15 protein-coding genes are annotated in these 19299 nt (G+C 60.6%); 5 read left to right on the top strand and 10 right to left on the bottom strand.

What is annotated here, in order from left to right:
- Positions 1-25: 25 nt before the first annotated feature.
- The gene (locus EN852_RS31140; protein ID WP_126081340.1) at positions 26-475 is read right to left on the bottom strand and encodes a cyclic nucleotide-binding domain-containing protein; all 450 of its coding nucleotides are present in this window, start codon (positions 473-475) and stop codon (positions 26-28) included.
- 176 nt (positions 476-651) lie between these two features.
- Positions 652-3366 carry an ABC transporter ATP-binding protein gene (locus EN852_RS31145; RefSeq protein ID WP_127879794.1) on the bottom strand — a complete coding sequence of 905 codons (2715 nt, stop codon included), beginning with the start codon at positions 3364-3366 and terminating at the stop codon, positions 652-654.
- 161 nt (positions 3367-3527) lie between these two features.
- Between EN852_RS31145 and EN852_RS31150 the strand changes: the two genes are divergently transcribed.
- Entirely contained in the window at positions 3528-4202 is a 675-nt protein-coding gene (locus EN852_RS31150) for a class I SAM-dependent methyltransferase (RefSeq protein WP_127879819.1), read from the top strand.
- Positions 4203-4240: 38 nt separating this feature from the next.
- Here EN852_RS31150 and EN852_RS31155 read toward each other — a convergent pair whose 3' ends face one another.
- The 6 genes from EN852_RS31155 to EN852_RS31180 form a co-directional block, all read right to left on the bottom strand.
- The gene (locus EN852_RS31155) at positions 4241-5401 is read right to left on the bottom strand and encodes a glycosyltransferase family protein (RefSeq protein ID WP_127879796.1); all 1161 of its coding nucleotides are present in this window, start codon (positions 5399-5401) and stop codon (positions 4241-4243) included.
- Positions 5383-6627 carry a glycosyltransferase gene (locus tag EN852_RS31160; RefSeq protein ID WP_127879798.1) on the bottom strand — a complete coding sequence of 415 codons (1245 nt, stop codon included), beginning with the start codon at positions 6625-6627 and terminating at the stop codon, positions 5383-5385. The genes EN852_RS31155 and EN852_RS31160 overlap by 19 nt, the downstream gene beginning before the upstream one ends.
- Before the next feature lies 1 nt (position 6628).
- Positions 6629-7843 (bottom strand): glycosyltransferase family protein, encoded by a 1215-nt coding sequence (locus EN852_RS31165; RefSeq protein ID WP_127879800.1) that lies wholly within the window; start codon positions 7841-7843, stop codon positions 6629-6631.
- 301 nt (positions 7844-8144) lie between these two features.
- On the bottom strand, positions 8145-9104 hold the full coding sequence (locus EN852_RS31170; protein ID WP_127879802.1) for a formylglycine-generating enzyme family protein: 960 nt from the start codon (positions 9102-9104) through the stop codon (positions 8145-8147).
- Positions 9105-9142: 38 nt separating this feature from the next.
- Positions 9143-10684, bottom strand: coding sequence for an arylsulfatase (locus tag EN852_RS31175; protein WP_348643497.1), 1542 nt, complete (start codon positions 10682-10684; stop codon positions 9143-9145).
- A gap of 417 nt (positions 10685-11101) precedes the next feature.
- The gene (locus tag EN852_RS31180; protein ID WP_127879804.1) at positions 11102-11893 is read right to left on the bottom strand and encodes a hypothetical protein; all 792 of its coding nucleotides are present in this window, start codon (positions 11891-11893) and stop codon (positions 11102-11104) included.
- A 224-nt stretch (positions 11894-12117) separates the two neighbouring features.
- On the opposite strand from EN852_RS31180, the gene EN852_RS31185 reads away from it, so the two are divergent.
- The 4 genes from EN852_RS31185 to EN852_RS31200 all read left to right on the top strand — a co-directional run bounded on the left by EN852_RS31185 (position 12118) and on the right by EN852_RS31200 (position 17684).
- Positions 12118-13092, top strand: coding sequence for a helix-turn-helix domain-containing protein (locus tag EN852_RS31185; RefSeq protein WP_127879806.1), 975 nt, complete (start codon positions 12118-12120; stop codon positions 13090-13092).
- Between the two features lie 242 nt (positions 13093-13334).
- Positions 13335-13604, top strand: a complete 270-nt coding sequence (locus EN852_RS31190) for a hypothetical protein (protein ID WP_210238272.1) — start codon at positions 13335-13337, stop codon at positions 13602-13604.
- Between the two features lie 265 nt (positions 13605-13869).
- Positions 13870-16089: a mechanosensitive ion channel family protein gene (locus tag EN852_RS31195; RefSeq protein ID WP_127879808.1), complete on the top strand. Its 2220-nt coding sequence runs from the start codon at positions 13870-13872 to the stop codon at positions 16087-16089.
- Between the two features lie 149 nt (positions 16090-16238).
- Positions 16239-17684, top strand: coding sequence for an adenylate/guanylate cyclase domain-containing protein (locus tag EN852_RS31200; RefSeq protein ID WP_127879810.1), 1446 nt, complete (start codon positions 16239-16241; stop codon positions 17682-17684).
- Positions 17685-17719: 35 nt separating this feature from the next.
- On the opposite strand, the gene EN852_RS31205 is transcribed toward EN852_RS31200, so the two are convergent.
- Positions 17720-18790 carry an adenylate/guanylate cyclase domain-containing protein gene (locus EN852_RS31205; RefSeq protein ID WP_127879812.1) on the bottom strand — a complete coding sequence of 357 codons (1071 nt, stop codon included), beginning with the start codon at positions 18788-18790 and terminating at the stop codon, positions 17720-17722.
- A 3-nt stretch (positions 18791-18793) separates the two neighbouring features.
- Entirely contained in the window at positions 18794-19288 is a 495-nt protein-coding gene (locus tag EN852_RS31210) for a Rab family GTPase (RefSeq protein WP_127864638.1), read from the bottom strand.
- Between the last annotated feature and the right edge of the window lie 11 nt (positions 19289-19299).

The following is a 19299-nucleotide window of genomic DNA, read 5'->3' on the forward strand; positions in this document are numbered from 1 at the left end:
GCGAGAATTAAGTGCGCGTCACTGGTTACTTGGCGCTCCGTGCGTCGATCAGATCCGCGGTCGTATGGCTTAAGCGATCGGCGAGGACCCGCACCATTTCGATGGTCATTTCCGGGAACTCCCTCATAAGCCTCAGGAAATGATCCTTGCGAATTCTCAAGGCTTCCACCGGACTTGCGGCTCTGACGGTGGCCGTGCGGGAGCTGTTGCACAATATGGCGATCTCGCCAACGATCGAATTTGGCAGCAGTTCGGCAACTTTTATCGGTCCGTTGTCGGAATCGACCAGAATATCCGCCTTGCCTGAAAGGATGACATAGGCGGCGTCTCCCTCATCGCCTTGCCGGAAAAGGATCTGGCCGGCGCTGTAGCTTACGCGATCGGATGTGAACGCAAGCAGCTTGAGCTTTGCCGACTCTATGCCGGAGAACAAGGGAACGCGTTGCAGCATTCCAACCTCATCCTTGAGCAGCATTGTCGCAAACCTCCCAAAATTCACGTCTGCCAGACTAGAACAACCGACGCCCAGATGAAATCAATTCCGTTTCCGAACCACTTGAGGTGGCGAGCCCAACCAGCTGGAAAGCTCAATCTCTTGATCTTGCAGCGAGGTCCTACCGGTGGAATGATCCCATCTGAATGTCTCATGCTCTATGACACCAGCTCCTTGAAAATACCGTCCCCGGCCAAAAGCGTCTCGTGCGGTCCGTCTTCCACCAATCGACCCGAGTCGAAGACGACAACGCGATCGAACATCATCGCCATTGCCGGATTCGTCACGACGCACACAATTGCCGGCGAACGGCCGTCGCGTCTGGCTTCCTCGAGCACGTTTTGCAGCACCTTGTCCTGCACGCGCTGGTCTAGCGCCGACAGCGGCCGGTTGAGAATGAGAAAATCGGGCCGCTTGAGCAGAGCTCGGGCAACATCGAGCTTCTGTCGCTGCCCAGCGGTCAGCCGCCTGCCGCCGGCGCCGACGTTGAAGTCCAAACCGACATCCAGCAGTTCGGCATAAAGCCCCAATTCATCGAGAATATCATAGACGATGGAGCGTATGCGATCCGGCGCGTCGGGATGGTTGCTACCCAGACGCCCGAACAGGACATTGTCCATGACCGTAGCCGCGGCAATGTATTTGGCAGGATCGTAGCGTTCGACCGCATTTTGCAGCTCGGGCGGCAAGTCTTCATAGAACCGGTTGCGTGCGGCAACGATCTTGTCCATCAATTCCTCGCCCAGCAGGCCGAAGCGATGCCGGGGCTCGATATAGGCAAAGCTCAGGGTGACCATCATAGCGCGGTCGTTCTCCGAGACCGTCTCGTAGGGACGGTTCTTGAGCCGTTGCAGCAAGGTTTCGTAGGCGGGTATCTCCTCGGCGCTCATGAACGCGAGCTGCTGGAAGAACTGGTGATCGGGCGGCAGATCGGCAAACAGCTCGATCGCTTGTTCGGCGATCTCCAAGCCCATTTCGTAGAGCGTTCGATCGAGGCCGGCTTGCCTCAGCACGGAAGCAAAATAGGGATTTGCCGCCAGAGCCTTGTCGGCCAGCTCCGGGCCTGCGGCAGCGCCGAAGAGTAGGTTCTGGCCGATCGTTGCTTCCTTGTTGTAGGCGCCCGGTTCGAATGGAACCACCAGTCCGCTCAATCCTTCGTGTTCCAGTCGGGTTCGCAGCGCCGCACGCAGTTCGACGATCCGCCCGGCAAGCTCCGTGTGACGCGTGAGGTCGGCCGAAGAACGCAAGCCTAGATCGAGAATGTCGCGCGACAGAACAACCGCGTCGAGCACCTGGCGCACGGCTTCAAAGAGGTCGTGCGGGCCGGTAGCGCCGACGGAAGCGTAGTCGATCCAGTCGCTGTGGATATCAAGGTCCGGGTTGCCCGACCGGCGCGCCTCGTGGATGTTCCAGCGCTGCTGGTCCGCTTCGGCACCGTCATAAGTCACCGATGTCAGCGGCGCATGCTTCAACCCGTAGAGCAGATTGTCGCGAAGGCTTGCCTGGAACAGGAAAACATCCGACGAGGCATAGGACATGCGCCGGCCGGTCACTGCTTCGGGAAGTTCAAGCAGGTCGTCGGCACCCGAAGCGACCTTTCCGCTTTCCGGCCAGTTCAGCCGCGCGAAGGCCTCTGCGAGCGCCTCCGCTCCACCTGTTGAGGTGCTGACCAGCGCCACCGTCTCACCGGGCTTGACCTGGAGAGAGATACGGTCGAGGAGCATTGCACCGCCATCGTCCGCCATGGACAGACCGATCGCGGACAGGGGCTTGGTCATCGGACCGGGATCATCGATCGTCAGTGCGCCGATTTGCGGCGCAATGAGACCCTCGACGGTGAATTGTTCGACGACCTGCTGGTATTTGACCTGGACATCCTGCCGGTCCTGATCCCAGTCGATCAGTTCCTTCATCGGTCCGGGCAGGTCCTTGTAGGCGCCGATCACGGCCACGAGCTGGCCGACGTCCAGCCGCCCCTGGATGACCAGATACCCGCCGACCATGTAGAACAGAAATGGCGTGATCTGCGCGAGAAAATTGTTGAGGAACTTTACCATGAATTTCCATTGGTAAAGATCGAAGCGGATCTTGAAGATGAGCCCGAGCCGGGCAGCTATATCGGCGCGCTCGTAGTTTGATGTATCATGGACGTGAACCGCGCCGATGCCGTCGACGATTTCGCCGACGCGGCCCGAAAGCGCGCGCGCCGTCAACTGCCGTTTGCGCCCGAGCACGATCAGCCGCCGCCGCATTCGCGGGATGAGCACGATCTGGATCGCCACGATCACGGCGGCGATCATTCCGAGCCAGAAGTTCTGGACCACGATGAACAGCATGGCCGTCACCGCCTGGCCGCCGAGCAGCACCGGCTGCAGGAAAGCATCGCCGATGAAACCGCCCAGCGGCTCCACCTCGTCCTTGACCATGGTCGCCACTTCGGCGGATTTCACGCGCTTGAAATAACGCGGCGGAAACCGCAGCACACGATCGACCAGTTCGAAGCGGATACGGCGCAGCATGCGTTCGCCGAGCCGGCCCTTGTAGGTGTTGATGTAGAATTTGAACAGGCCGTTGACGATGACCAGCAGGAGGAACACGAGGCTGAGGGCAAACAGCGTCGTCGTGCGGTCGAGCTGAAAGCCAGGAAAGAACTGGACCTCTCCGATGAACGGCAGGTTATAGTGGAGCCGCATGAATGGCTGGGTCGCGCCCGGTTGCTCGAAGCCCTTGCCTTGGATCGGGCCGTTGACGATCAGCTTCGGCAGGTCAAAGGACATGAAATACGGAATCATCGAAAGCAAGACGATAACCAATATCCAGAGCTGCTGCTTCTTGGTGTGCGTCCAGATATAGCGAGCCAGGCTGGGTTCCATATGCGACTGTGGACCTTCAGTTTAACGAACGAAGTAAAGCCTCAGCTGGTGGACGGCGCATCGGCAATCATCGCCGGCGACGCGTTCGAAGCCTGCGAGGCGGCTTGGCGGGGCAAGATTGCGTTGTGTCGCCCGAAATCCCAACGTACAAGGCGAATATGATGGATGTCACGCAACCGCGCAATGCCGGCATGGACGGGCACGAGCAGGCCTTGGACCTCACGCGGGGAATTGCTGCCTATGTCAACCACCCTCTCGTGGCGGGGCTGGCGCGCGTCATCGCCAAACATCCGCAGGCCGACATCGCCAACGCATTCAACCACAAGCAGGTGGCCTGCAAGATGTGGGCGCTCGACAGACTGTTCGAAAGCTGCGGCGGGCACTTCGCGCGCATATGGGTTCTGGGCGGATGGTACGGCATATTGCCGGCAATGCTTTTCAACGACCCCCGCTTCGATATTGCTGCAGTCGATAGTATCGACATCGATCCCGAGGTCGCGCCAGTTGCCCGGACCCTCAACCGGGACGCCGGCGACCGGTTCCGGGCGCTGACGGCAGATATGTACGCACTCGATTATGCACACGCCGGGCGGTCCGACCTGATAGTCAACACGAGCTGCGAGCATATCGCCGATCTCAGCGCCTGGCTTGCCCTGCTCCCGCGGGGCACGAATGTACTGCTGCAATCGAATGACTATTTCAGCGAGCCGACGCACATCAACTGCGTGGCTTCACTTGCAGCCTTCGAAGCAATGGCGTCGCTGCGGGAGATGCGGTTCTCCGGCGAGCTGCCGACAAAAAAATATACGCGCTTCATGCTGATTGGAACTGTTTGAAGCGCGTTGCGCGAACTCTAACCCCGACGCGATCCGCGTCAGGATTTTACTGACCATGTTCGATGCCGCTCGCGCAGGATTTGCGCCGAGTGACGCGCCCCTTCCAGATCGAGACGATGCGCGGACGGCGTCGGGGCCGCAAGCGCCTGTTCGATCGCTTGCGCCAAGCCTTCAGGCGTCAGGTCCTTTTCCATCAGCACCGTTGCAAGACCGAGTTCTTCGAGCATCAGGGCGCGAACCGTTTGTTCGGTTTCCCCGCCGGCAGCAAACGGCACGAGCAGGGAGCGACAACCCGCGCGCAGGACATCGCAGACCGTGTTGTAGCCCGCCTGCGAGACCGACAGGCGGGCGCCGGTCAGCAGGCTGGCGAAATCCTCGCGGAACCGGAAGACGGAGAGGCCCGGCGTGGCATCGCGTGCGATGGCGTCAAACTCGTCTTTCGGCAGGTTGGGACCGGTGATCAAACACCATTTCCAGCCATTGTTGGCATTCCGCGCCGCTGCGATGGTGGAGCTGACAAGGCCCCTTCCGGCAGCCCCGCCGCCAACCGACACCAGAATGTCGAAGCGCTCGGTGGCCGCGGGCGATGGCGGCGCGGCAACGAGCCCTGTGTAGGTGACCTCGGCCCTGATTGCCCCAGCTAGGGGAAATGTCTTGTCGATGGTTGCGAAAGCCGGATCGCCATGGACCATGACAAGGTCGAAATGCCTGTTGATGAGATCGACCGTTTCCTCGTTTCGGCCCGGCTTGACGCGCTCCTGAAGGATATCGCGGACGGACGTCGCCAGCAGCGGTCTGGGCGATGACGCCTCGATGGCCTCGAGCAGCGGCATGAGTTCGAAGCGCATCTGCCGGCGTCCAAATGGAAAGGCCTCGACAATGACGATATCAGGCCTGCAATCCCGGTATGCCTGCAGCAGCATCTCTGAACGCCGTTTCTTGAAATCATCGTCGACCGGTTTGCCCTGCAGGTCGACAAGTCCGGAAAATCCTTCATCACCGGAGGTGACAGGCGGCAGGGTTACAGTTTTTACCCCTGGTCCCGGAAACCCCGCGATCGGCGCGCCGCCGGTCACGACGGTTACGTCAAAGCCGTCATCGACCAGTGCCGCTGCGATGCGGCTGGAGCGCGCGAGATGGCCGATACCGAGCAGGTGCTGGACATAGAGGAAGACGCGCTTCAATCGGCGGCCCGCCACTCGCGCTCGAACAGTTCCTTGAGCTGTCCAATGCTTGCCGTATGGTCGAAATTGCCGCGCACGCGCCGCTCCGCGGCGTCGCCGAGGCGGGCGCGCAGCACGGGATCACGGATCAGGCGCTCCAGCGCCTGTGCCAGGGCAATTGGGTTTTCCGTCGGAACCAGCAGCCCGGTTTCATCCGGCGATAAAAGCTCCGGCACGCCGGAAATATCGGTCGACACGCAGGCAAGCCGCTGGCTGGCCGCCTCCACCAGGACATTCGGCAGACCGTCCCGGTCGCCATTTGCGGTGATCCTGCAGGCCAGGGCGAAGATATCGGCGCAGCGGTAGTGCTCAAGCACCTCCTCCTGCGCAAGCGCGCCTTTCCAGGAGACACGGCCATCCAATCCAAGCTTTCGCGCCAGTGCCTTGAGCCGTTCCAGCTCCTCGCCGCCGCCGACGTGCTCGAAACGCCACGCCAAATCGCCAGGCAAGAGGGCAAGGGCCTTCAGCAGGGTGTCGTAACCTTTCTTTTCAACGGCGCGCCCGACACTCAGAATGATGACCGGTTCGCCCGGCGCCGAGCCGTCATGCTGTTTTCGCGCCTCGCCGAAACTGCCGAAGCGATCGAGGTCGAGCCCATGGTAGCTCAGATGCACGGACGAGTTGCCGTTGGCGAGTTCTTTCAGACGATCGAAGCCGGTTTTCGTGCAGGTGACCGTCCAGCGCGCCGAGGAAAGCTTGCCGGCCAAATCCCAGTCTTCCGAAGTCCAGATGTCCTTGGCATGGGCCGAGCAACTCCAGGGCAGGCTACGAAGTAGGCTGGCATAGCGCGTCACCGATGCCGGCGTGTGCGCGAAATGCGCATGCAACCATCCCGCGTCTTCCGGCCATTCGGCCGCCAGCACGAGCGCCTGCCCGAAGCGGCGCACGCGATTGCGCGTGAAGTCGCGGGGGATATCGGTAGCCAGCGATCCGAGCGCGCGCCAGAAACCCGGCCGCAGCAGATAGGCAAGCAGCGAGCGAACCACGCGCAGCGGCTCTTCATGCAGATATTCCGGCAGATAACGGACGGGCGCTTTGATCTCGTCATGCACGGGATGGCGTTTTTCGTCGGTCGGCCGCCTGAGCGCGACGAGTATCAGGTCGAACCCCGCGCGCTCCAGACCGAGCAGTTCCTGCGCGATGAAGGTTTCCGACAGCCGCGGATAGCCCTTCAGAACCACGACGATCTTGCGGCGTTGCAACTCAGCTCATTCCTTCAATGACCGAAAGGTGAGGGCTGGCCCGCCGGTCGAGCAGTTCCGCGACGATTTCGGAAATATGGGGCAGCCCTTCCAGCCTCAGATGCGGATTGCTCTGTGATGGGCGGGGTCGGTCAGGCAGAGCCACCAGTGCATCGGCAAACCGCTGGGAATCCTTGGCTTCGTCCGGCAAAAGCATCTCGATGAGGCCGAGTTCGGCTGCGCGCCGAGCGCGGATCAGTTGCTCCTCACGAGGCTCGACGCGCGGCACGATCAGCGCCGGCTTGTCGAAAGACAGGATCTCGCAATAGGTGTTGTAACCGCCCATTGCCACTACCGCCTTGGCCCCGGCAATCAGGTCTTCCATGCGGTTGTCGAACTCGATGATCTTGATGCAGGGGATCTTGGCCCCCTTCTTGAGCAGCTTGTTGCGCTTGCGCGCCGGCATGTAGGGCCCAAGCACGATCAGCGCCCTGTGCTGCAGCTGCGGATTCTGCTGATAGGCATCGATGACATCGTGGATCAGTTCCGCGCCGTCGCCGCCACCCCCTGTGGTAACGAGGATATACTCACCCTCGGGCCGGTGGCCGGGCAACTCGTTCCGCTGCAGGCGCCGTTGCAGGAAGCCGACGAACCTCATCTTTGCCCTGACAGCCGGCGGCACATCCAAGCCAGTCAACGGATCGTAAAAATCCGGCGGGCCATAGGCCCAGACCTTGTCGTAGAACAGGCCTATCTTGCGCATCACATCCCTGCGTGCCCACTCTGCTTCAAGCAGATGCGGCGCATCCATCACCTCGCGCAGGCCAAGCACGAGCGTGGTACCCCGCGTCTTGAGGTAGGACAGCGTGTCCTCGATCTCACCGCGCAGGCCGAGCGGTTCCTTGTCGACGATGAAGATATCCGGCCGGAAGGTCTCGGCCGTGTGGCGGATGATCGACTGGCGCATCCTGAGCGTCTCATGCAGATCGATATCCTTTTCCAGCGAGGTATACTCGCCGTTGCGCAACTTGATGACGCTGGGGATCTTCACGAAGTCGACTCGGGCGCGATAGTCGAAGGCGCCGGCGATAGGCGCGCCGGAAATGATCAGCACCTGAAGTCCGCGGAAATCCTCGACCAGCGAATGCGCGATAGTCCGACAGCGCTGCAGGTGGCCGAGCCCGAACGTGTCGTGGCTGTACATGAGAATTCGAGCGTCTTGTACGTGCTGGGTCATTTCCGAACGTCTTTTCGAATTCTCGCTTTGGGAACCGGGGCGGTTGGGGAAGTTAACCGACCTGTTGTGAAACATGAGGGCGCAATTTTCAATTCGTATTACCCAAGAGGCCGCAGATCGCCCCTCACCGTCCGCGAATTCATCGTCGCCCATGCGACCGGCGCGATGCGAAGGGCCAGATAGCGCTGTTCACTCTGGACCCGCATTTCGTGGTGTAGATGGACGGCAACAAGAATCCGAAGCTCTTCATGAAGCTACATTCGCACGAAGCGCTAGGTCCTGTCTTCCCCGCACGTGCTCGTCACGACGAACGCGCGATGCACCGAAACCCAAGGTGGCAGGTGGAGGTATCCACGGGCTGCGCCATGCGAGCAGCCGGGCGGTAACGGCGGCAGTAGCTGGGGGCGCACAGGAAGGACCCGCCTTTGGTGACCTTGCGCGGAATCCTGATGTCGGGCGTCAGCGGATCGTAACTCGCCTCCCGCTCCCCGCCGCGCGGATTGTCCATCGTGCAACAGGGGCTCTCGATCCGGCGGTGCTCCTGATACCAGTCGGCAGTCCACTGCCAGACATTGCCGGCCATGTCATAAAGTCCATAGCCGTTTGCCGGGAAGGAGCCGACCGGCGCGGTCCATTCGTAGCCGTCCTCACAGTCGTTGCGATAGGGAAACTCGCCCTGATAGGTGTTGGCCATATGCTGGCCACTCGGGGTCAATTCGTCGCCCCATACGAAGTCGGCGCCGTCCAGCCCACCACGCGCGGCGAACTCCCACTCGGCCTCGGTCGGCAGCGCCTTTCCTGCCCAACTCGCATAAGCTTCCGCGTCCTCGTAGGCGATGTGCACGACAGGATGGTTTTCGAGCCCTTTGAGGCCGCTCGCGGGGCCCCGCGGATGCCGCCAGTTGGCGCCACGCACGTAAGCCCACCAGTTGTAATGATTGTTGCGATCAATGCCGCGCGGAGGCCTGACGAACAGGGCCGAGGCCGGCGCCAAGGCCTCCGCGCTGGCTCCGGGATAGTCCGCGGCATTCGCTGGACGCTCGGCCAGCGTGGCATAGCCGGTCGCCTCGACAAAGCGCCTGAACTCGGCATTCGTGACCGTCGTGCGATCCATCCAGAAGCCGCCGACGACGACACGATGCGCCGGCGCCTCTTCCGGATAGTGGCTGTTCGAGCCCATCAGGAATTGGCCGCCCGGGATCCAGACCATATCGGCGTGCGACGAGGCCGCCGGCCTTGCGACAAGTCGTGCCTCATTCATCGGGCGGCCTCGTCGGAACGGCAGAACGCATCCGCCAGTCAATCTCCCGCGGCCAACATATCTTCAGGGCTTGGCGTCACCAGCGGCGTGAAGTAGGTCAGCCGCACGGCTTCCATCAACAACAGCGGGGGTTTCATCTGGGTTGCGAGCTCGGTGATCCTTGCCTGCAACACCTTGACTTTATCAGGATACTTGTCAGCCAGATTGGAGGCTTCCGATTTGTCCTGCGCCAAATTGAACAGCTCTATCCTTTGCGGCAACGCTGCTGCCCACACCAGTTTCCATTCGCCCTCGCGCACCGCGCCGGTCATCGGATCGACATTGTAGACGATCTCCGTACGCGGCGAAGGCTTTCCCTCGCTGATTGCCGGCCACATATCCATGCCGTCCAGAGGTTTGTCCTTGCCAGGCTTGGCGCCGGCCAGCCCGGCCAGTGTCGGCAACATGTCAACGACGTGCATGAGGCCATTGAAGACTCCAGGCTTGATCTTGCCGGGCCAGTTCATGAAGGCGACCGAGCGGGTGCCGCCCTCGTAGAGAGTGCCCTTGCCGTCGCGATAGGGGCCATTATCCGCGGGAAGCTTGCCGCTCACCTTCGAGTCGCCCGTGAACATCGAGTTGATGACGCCGCCATTGTCGCTCATGAAAACGATCAGGGTATTTTCGCGTATCCCCTTCTTCTCGAGGGCGGCCACGACATTCCCGATCTCGTCATCGATCACCGAGATCATTGCGGCATAGGTTCTGCGGTTCTCGTCGGCGATGTCCTTATACCGGTCGAGATATTCCTTCGGAGCCTGGAACGGCGTGTGGGGCGCGGTGAAGGCGAGGTAGAGAAAGAGCGGCTTCTTCTGATCGTGAGCGTTGATGACCCGGACAGCTTCCCGACCGAACAGGGTGTTGTCGAAGCCCGGTTCCTTGATCGGCTTGTTGTTCCTGTACCAGTCCGCGATACCGTGCGACGCATGTTTGAAATGGTCGATCTCGCCGACCGTCGCCCCATAGAATGAATCAAATCCACGTTGTTTCGGCCAGTAATCCGTCTTGGCGTGACCGAGATGCCATTTGCCGCTCATCGCCGTCTGATAGCCAGCTTCTCTGAGGATTTGCGAAAGAAGGGTCTCGTCGAGCGGAAGGCCGTAGGTTCCCGCGGCGGGGACGACGCCAACCTGCATGCCATAGCGTAGCGGATAGCGGCCGGTCATGAGGGCGCAACGCGTTGGTGTGCACATCGGCTGCACGTAATATTCTTCGAGCTTCGCCCCCTCCGCGGCAAGCTTGTCGATGTTGGGCGTCTTGATGTCCGAGCCGTGATAGCCGACGTCTTTCCATCCCTGATCGTCCGCAACGATGAAGACGATGTTCGGCTGCGAGGGTTGGGCCGCCGCCGTCTGGACGCCCGCAAGGCCGGCGAGCGCGCCCGAAAGGCCGACGGGTACGGCCAATCGCGAAACGGCGGCCGCCGTCCCGGCCATCAATGCATCCCGCCGCGTAATTTTGCTGGTTGTGCCGGCTTCAGCCGGGAAGTCACGATCGTTGGTCATGTTGCGCCCCTGCTCTGCTAATTCACGCCGCTCCACTCAAAGCCAATTCGCGTCCGATCTTTTGGCGCCGATCATCTTTCCCGCCAGGCAGCCGCGGGCTTCACAACAGATGATTGCTTCAGGGGCACCAGATGCCCTCTGCGCACATCTCTGAAGCGGTTCAGCCTGCCCATGATCCCCACTCGCCGTTCGTCGGCGATATTCTTGCGCTGTTTGATCTCGCGCCATTCGGGTTCCAGGTTATTCCTAGTACAACCGCGCCGCTATCCACTTTGCGCAAAGTTTGGCATCCGGACCAGCATCGCTGGCCATAGGAGCGCCCCCCAGGGGGATGAGCCTGCCGGGCGGTTTCAACGTTTCGCGTGCGGCCAAAAAGGTAGTCGACGGCGCGGACCCTCATTCTCAGCAGTCGCAAGCGCCGCCCGGAACCCGCCACTTCATGTCAATCCGCTATTATCCTGGATGGGCTGGCGAGAATTGATAGGTGAACCCCAGCATTGGACCCTGCTGGGTGAGTTTGTTCACGAAGCCGTCGTGGCTGTAATTGTCATGTACGGCCCGATAGCCGACGAACATCGACATCTTGTCGTTGAACTGATACCCGGCGCCGCCCATCACGTCCCACATCGATTTGGAGCCTGCGCCGAAGCCACCGACGAGGCCCCAGCCGGCGAGGTAGAATCCATTGCCGACATCAGCCTTGAACTTGGCGCCGATCACCGGATCGACCCATGTATCACCGTCGCTCGCAGAGCGGCCGTCCAGCGCACCGCCGTGGAAGTCGAAACTGTTGTCGACCGACCAGAGACGGGCTCCGGCGACAAGATCGAAATTCGTCCCATCCTGATAGTAGACGCTGTAACCACCGAGCGCGGTGCCCATGAACGTGCTCACCGTCGCATCGATGTTGGAGGCGAGGATTCCTCTGGGGGTGCCTATGTTGGCGTCGAGCTTGGCGTACACAATGTCCGTGCTGATGGTGAAAGGCCCATTGCGAGCTTCCGTGAGCCCCATAAAGCCGAATTTGAGGTGGTGCAGCACGTCGCTGAAGCTCACATCGACGTCCTGAGGCGGGAATCCAAATAGGCCGCTTTCGCCCTTGATTCCAGATGCCCACAGATACGGCGCGACAGTAAAGGTCCAACCGTCGTCCTGTGGCTTGGCGATGTCTGCTGCAAAGGCATTGGCCACACCAAGTACCAATGCCCCGGCCGTTGCCAGGGCGGCCAAACGAAATTTCTTCATCATCGTCCCCCATTTTGTCGTTTTTGCTGCCCGACTATCCCAAGCAGAGACTACTCTTCCATATTGGATGAACCCTCGCTTTGCGCTCCGTCAACTGGCCACACGGCCTATCCCCACTAGGCCGTTGGTCGGCGACCTAAGTGCCAATTGATCTCGCGCAATTTGTGCTTAAGCTATATCTAATACAATCGTCCTGCTATCCAGTTTGCGCAAAAGGACGTGCCTTGACTGCCTGGCCATCATCGCCTTCGTACAGGGATGTGCAACTTGGCCCTGACGACCTCACCAGCGCCGCCTCTGGTCTGCCGGTGAAAATAGACAGGCTTTCGCCCGGCTACGTTCCCTCCCGCATCCGGCAAATCCAGTCTCCCGGCAAGTGGGCGCTCGACCTGCCAGAATTCAATTGCGCCTTCCGCGCCAATGGCGGTTTCGATTCAGGCTCCGTGGCGTTGGTGGCCATCGAGCGGGCCTGTGGGTCGACAATATGCGGCATCCCGCTTGAAGACGACTTGATCCTCGCGATCCCTGCCGGCACGACCGTGACTGCAACGGTCCGGCCTGGCCTCACTTACGTTGTCGCCATTGTTCCGACCGCAACCTGGATGGAAATCCAGTCGGTTGCCGCGGGAACGGTCCTCGAACAGATCAGCGATCGCCCCTCGGCAGTACGGCTCCCCGCCCACGAAGCGCAAAGAATCCGACGCCTGATGAAGTCGATGGCGGACCACCTCGGGGCAATTGCAAGTGACTCCGTTCTGCCGGAGCAGCTTCCAGGTGCGTTCGTGGAATATCTAGGGATGGTGGCTGACGCCTTCGCGGGCGCAGACAATCGTGAGACCGGGACAACCGGTTCCACGAGTCGTCATTTGAGACAAGCGTCGGCGGCCGAGGATTTCATTCGCACTCATATCCAGGAAGACATACGCATCGTTCGACTGTGCAAGGAAATCGGCGTCAGCCGTCGACAGCTGGAGTACGCCTTCCGCACTACGTTCGCTGTGACCCCGCTCGAATTCATCAGAGCGCTCCGCCTCAACGAAGCCAGACGGCTCCTTACCACGGCACGTGCTGACGGCTTGAGCGTTACCGCGGTCGCTATGGATGTGGGGATCACCCATCTGGGCCGCTTCGCCGCGAATTATCGACTCTTCTTCGGTGAATCTCCCTACGAAACACTGCAGCGCGCCGGAAGATCGTGACTGGGCGCAACCTGCGCCGAGAAATGCTGGTCCCCATGCAAGCGGTTCGATGGAATTTGCGCAATCCGGATAGAAGCAGAAATAGAGAATTAGTATATTCTAAAATACTGGCCGTAGGGTCGGCAGCGGAGGCTGCGTAGGCCGGAAACAAAAACGCACGGAGCGGTGAGCTCTTGGGAGGATCAAGAATGATGAGACCTAGCTCGAGATTGACCGGCGCTGCCGGAATCGTGGCCGCCCTGATGTTTGCTGGGCTGGTGGACACGGTTGGCCCGTTCGGCCCCTTTGTCAGCGACGCGCAGGCGAGAGTCGGCCGTCCGCTCACGCCTGGCAGCGTCGCAGGTGTCGCGAGGCGCACCACGCGTCGAACGATCCGCCGCTCGACCATCTACGTGGCCAGGCTCCCGGCGGCATGTGTGAAAACCTCGATCAACGGCACCGTGCTTTGGCACTGCGGCGGCACATATTATCAGGCCTACAGCGGACGCTACGTCGTCGTCCACGTAAATTGAGTGGGAGCGGACCTCGTCCCTTAATGAACATGGTGGATCACATCCAAGAGGGCGGAAAACTTTGAGAGGCGCTTCGATCGCGCGCTCTGGGACTGCGACGTCTTGCACCGCAATGTCGGTTTCTTCAAGGTAGGGCAACGATGGACGTAGATGTCCTTGCTTACCGATTTGACCGGAAGGTTGCAGCACGATGCCACTCATGAATCGACGATTGAGAGCCAGGAATCCGGCACGCCCGGCACGACGTCTCGGAGATCTGACCGCGATGTTTGTCCTGATTGCCGGGCCCCTCGTCTTTGGCATCGCCTTGTTGTTGGCTGGTCCGGCACAAGCGCAAGCGACGGCGACCGTCCCGCCTGAAAAGGTCAAACAGCTGTTCGAGCTTCTCGACGATCCGTCGGTGAAGGCATGGGTGGCCGAGCAACGAAAGCAGGATGCCGGATCAACGGGAGAGCCCGCAGCGGCAGGAGCTTCGCCGTCCGGCGCATCGTCCGACGCCGCGGCCGCGCCGGGCCGGATGAATACGATGGCATCCTCGATGCTCGATCGGATCAAGCATCATATCGAAAGAATCGTGCGGACCTTGCCCTCACTGCCAGGCCAGTTCGCGCGCATTCGGACCGAGACCATGGAGGATATGTCCGGCAAGAGGCCCGCCGGCGTGCTTTTTCTGGTCGCGATTTTTATCGCTGCCGGCCTGGCGCTCACTTGGGCAACGTACAAGCTCACCCGTCCGTTTCGTCTTTGGATCATCGCACAATCGAAAGATACGCCCATTGGGCGGGCCAGGAAGATTGGCGGCCGCACGCTTTATTCCAGCCTGCTGATCGTCTCGTTCGCGCTGGGCAGCGCCGGCGCGTTCATCTTGTTCGACTGGCCAATGCTTATCCGCGAGATCGTGCTGACCTTTCTGATGGCTGCGGTCGCCACAGCGGCTGTGCGCATGTACCTCGCAGCCCTGCTCGTCCCCTCCTTCATGCAGGTCGAGAACGCCGTCGAGGTTCGTGCTTTGCCGGTCACCAACGAAACGGCCGACCATTGGTTCTATTGGGTACCCAGGATCTTCGGCGTCTTCGCCTTCTTCGCCGCCGCGTTCATCCTCCTGCCGGGTCTCGGCATTGATCAGGACGGAATGCTGGTGCTGTCGGTAGGTGCCGATTTCGTGCTGCTGCTGCTCTTTCTGCTTGCCGTTTGGCGCCGGCCAAGAACACTGCGGGACGATGGGCACGGTCACACGGCAGCGACATGGTTTTTGACTGCTTACTTCGTCGGCCTGTTCCTGCTGCGCATCGCGGGCGTTCCCATATTGTTCTGGTTTACCTTCGCCGCATTCTTCCTGCCTTTGGCAATCGTGCTGACGCAGCGCGGGGTCAATTTCGTCCTGCGGCCGGGTTCGGAAGAGGCTGGCCGGCCTACGATCCCGGCGGTGACGATCGCTGTCATCGATCGCGCAGTCCGGATGATCTTGATCCTGGCGGCGGCTTACCTTCTTGCGCGTGCCTGGGGTCTGGACATGCAGTCGATGCAGGACAGCAACACGACGACCACGCTCATATTACGCGGCTTGATCAATGTCGTGGTCATTGCCCTTGCCGCCGATTTCGGCTGGTCGATCATCAAAGCCTTGATCGAGAGAAAGCTGGGCATCGACACGCGGCACGCGGTGATCAGTGACGAGGAGATCCCGATCGTCGATCCGCAGCAGGCGCGGCTGCGCACGCTCTTGCCGATCATCCAGAACATTCTGCTGGCAGTGATCGTCGTCATGGCGGTGCTGATGATGCTCGCATCGGTCGGTATCCAGATCGGCCCGCTGATCGCCGGCGCCGGCGTCGTTGGCGTCGCCGTGGGTTTTGGCGCGCAAACCCTGGTCAAGGACGTGATCTCAGGCGTGTTCTATCTGCTCGACGATGCATTTCGTGTCGGCGAATACATTACATCGGGCAGCTACAGGGGTACGGTGGAGAGCTTTTCGCTGCGCTCGGTGAAGCTGCGCCACCATCGTGGCCCGCTGTTCACAATACCGTTCGGTGAACTCGGGGCAGTCCAGAACCAGAGCCGTGACTGGGTTACCGACAAATTCAACATCACAGTCGGCTATGACACCGACATCGAGTTCGCCCGTAAGCTGATCAAGCGGATAGGCCTGGAGCTGGCGGAAGATCCCGAATTCAAAAACTGGGTGATCGAACCGATCAAGATGCAGGGCGTGCAGGAGTTCGGTGAGTATGGCATCGTCTTGAGGGTCAAGGTCACAACCAGACCGGGAGGTGCCTTCGCCATGAAAGGCAGATTCTTTTTACGCCTCCGCCAGGCCTTCAAGGAGCAGGGCATCGAACTGCCATTCCCGACCGTTCACGTCGAGGGGCTGCAGAGCCCGCATGGGGCAGAGAATGCGCCTGTCGAGATTACACCCGAGTTGAAACTCGCCGTCGCGCAGTCGCACACCAACCGGCGCAGGAAAAAAGCCAGCACGACGGAGTAGGAAAGCTCCACCAGGAGATAGATCAGGCTGGCGGTTCGACGAAACGTCATGCTGATCCAGGCCGACTGTCGTACAACCAAGGAAGTCAACCCATTCGCATCGCGCTGGTTTTTTAGTAGGCTGTCGCGAGGCAAGGCTGAGGATCGGGCGTGACGGTAGTCGACGATCGTCTTCTCGAAAGCAAGATGACCAAGGTGGAGCAGGCGCGCGCCTGGAGCCCGCGCGTCATCTCGAAATTCGAGACGCTGATCAGGAGCGCCGACGACCACTCGCTCTATCGTGTCAATCCGCTGGCCTTTGCTCGCGACCGCGCAATCGCCGAGCCTGAAGCAATCGACCTCTTCCTTCACGCCGCCCGCTGCGGCTTGTTCGACATGAGCTGGGATGTGCTCTGTCCCCAGTCCGGGATGGTGCTCGACAGTTTCGGCGCCCTGCGCACGCTGAAGACCCACTACGTCTGTGGCCTGTGCGACGTATCAGGCGACACCGACCTCGATGACTTCATCGAGGTCACCTTCTCGATATCGCCGAAGCTGCGGCGCCTGCCGCACCATGATCCCGAGACGCTGCCTGTCGAGGATTTTCACTGGAAGCTGCACTTCGGACATGACGGGCGATTACCCGGGCAAGACGTTCGCTTTGTTGAGGTTCTGCGCGGTTTCGTTCGGGGCATGACGTTTCTGCCGCCCGGGACCACCACAGTGCTCCGCGCCGACCTGGGACCGGGCGCCCTTGCGGGCGTCAACGTGCAGACGCAGGCCGCATTCACTGTGCCTATATCAGGCGATCCGGTGTCGGCGCCGACGCTTCTGAAGATCGACTATGACGGCAAACGCTTCTTGCCGGCGTTGCCCGCCGTGCCGCCTGGTCCGATTGTCATTGAGGTGGCGAACAGGGGGCCGGTGCGAGGTTCATTGCTTGCCATCAACTGGCCGCCCGAGCTTGTCGCGCTGACCACCAAGCCGGCGCTCGATTTCGACCCTTATGTCTCCGGCGGAGCGCTGCTAGCGCGGCAAACCTTCCGCCAGCTCTTCCGATCCGAACGTGTCGACGAGAAGGAAGGGCTCGGCATCCGGCAGGTCACCTTCCTGTTCACCGACCTCAAGGGTTCGACCGCCATGTATGAGCGCCTGGGTGACCTCAACGCCTATGCATTGGTCCGCGAGCATTTTGCTCTGGTCAACGCGGCGGTTCAGCAACATTCCGGAGCGGTGGTCAAGACGATTGGGGATGCGGTGATGGCTGCGTTTTCGCAGCCGTCGGATGCGATTTCGGCTGCACTCCACATCTTTGAAGAAATCGATCGTTTCAACAGCGACCATGACGGGCCGGGGATCATCCTCAAGATCGGTGCCCACTGTGGACCGTCGATCGCCGTGACGCTCAACGACAACCTCGACTATTTCGGCCAGACCGTGAATGTGGCCGCGCGCGTGCAGTCCTTGGCGGAAGCCGGACAGGTCTGCATTTCCGAGGCGCTCCATTCCGCGCCCGGGGTCAGCGACATGCTCGCCGGCCATCATGTCGTGGCCTTTGACGCGCCTCTTCGAGGCGTGGAAGGTGATGCTACCGTCTATCGCATTATGCGGGGATAGAAGCGATTTGGATTGCGCCCTCGAGGCACGGCAAATCAGCCGCGGAGCCGCCACATTCGCACACGACCCGTGCCACGCAATTCCGTTTCTCCGAGCGGGTCGCAGGCAAAATCCGGTCCGAGCAATTCGTGGGTTGCATCCGAAATACGGATTTCATCGGGCTCCGCGGCCTTTTGAATGCGCGCGGCGAGATTGACGGTGTCGCCCCACAGGTCATAGACAAACCGCCTTTTGCCGATGACGCCAGCGACGATTGGCCCCGAGTGAATTCCAATTCTAAGGCTTAGCGGTTCTCCTGCGAAGCGCTCGCGCCTGGCCGCCTCCCGCAGCTCAAGCGCATAATGCGCAAGGGCTTGCGCATGATCGGATCGCGCGACGGGCAGGCCAGCGACCGCCATGACGCAATCGCCGATGGTCTTGATCTTTTCGCAGCCGTGTTGTTCCGAGAGCAGATCCGCCGCCCTGAAGAAGTAATTCAAGATAGCGAGCGTCGTCGTGGCTCCGACATTCCGCGCTCTTTCCGTAAAACCGACGATGTCGGCAAAAAGCACACTGACCTCGGCGTGGCTGTCCGCAATTTGCTCGTCCGCCTTCAGCCGCTCCGCGATTGAGGCCGGAAGAATGTTGAGGAGCAGGGATTCGGCGCGCCGGTACTCGCGCGACAAACCCTCCTGGCTCTCCCTCAATGCCTCGTTCGTCGATTGCAGCTTCGCATTGAGTTGACGCTCCCTCTCCTGCAGGAGCGTCATTTCATATGCCTTCTGCTGAAGCCGCTGCTGATGGTCGCGTTCGGGCGTGGCGTCGAGAAAGACCAGCCACACCGAGTCGCCATCGCCAAAGAAGTGAAGGTCCGCGACATGCCCGCCGGGCAGTTCCATCATCGGCATATGAAATGGAAGCTCGGGACAAGGCAGCAGCCCTTCCATGAATTCAAGCTGCTCGGCAACGGGCTCGCCGATGCGAAGCGACGAGAGCCCGTAAAAATCGAGATTGCCGCCCTTGGCTTCTATGCATTGCCGGGTGTCGATCTTCAGATACGCTGCGAAGCGCTCATTCGAGAAGAAGTCGTATATCCAGCCTCTGACTTCTTTCGGCAAACTGGACATGGTCTACTTGGCGACCATCGAAGCAAGCTGACGAAACGCATCGTCGACATGTTCGCCCGAAAGCGCGCTCGTCAGATAGATCTGCCATCCACGTTGCTTGAGTTCGTCGATCTCACCATCCGATATTGCCCACCGATCGGTCAGATCGGATTTGTTGAACAGCAGTATGAAGGGCATGGCGCCGAATTCGGCCTCGCATCGTTCGCGCAGCGTGAGCGCCACGGCAAGAGTGGCTGGCCGGGTTCCATCGACGACGAGCACGAGCCCGGTCGCGCCTCGCACATAGCTGACGCGGAACGAGCCGATATCGTCTTCGCCGGCCAGATCCCACAAGATCAGGTCCACGGTCTTGTCCGGAAACACGACGCTTTTCTTGTCGATCTTGACGCCGACCGTGGTCAGGTAGTTTTCCGAGAAGATGCTTTGGACAAACCTGCGCACCAGGCTCGTCTTGCCGACGGCGAACCCGCCCAACATGCAGATCTTTTTTTGCAGCATCCTGGGCTCCG

The organism is Mesorhizobium sp. M2E.F.Ca.ET.209.01.1.1, assembly GCF_004010375.2.
In the GTDB taxonomy this organism is placed as follows: domain Bacteria; phylum Pseudomonadota; class Alphaproteobacteria; order Rhizobiales; family Rhizobiaceae; genus Mesorhizobium.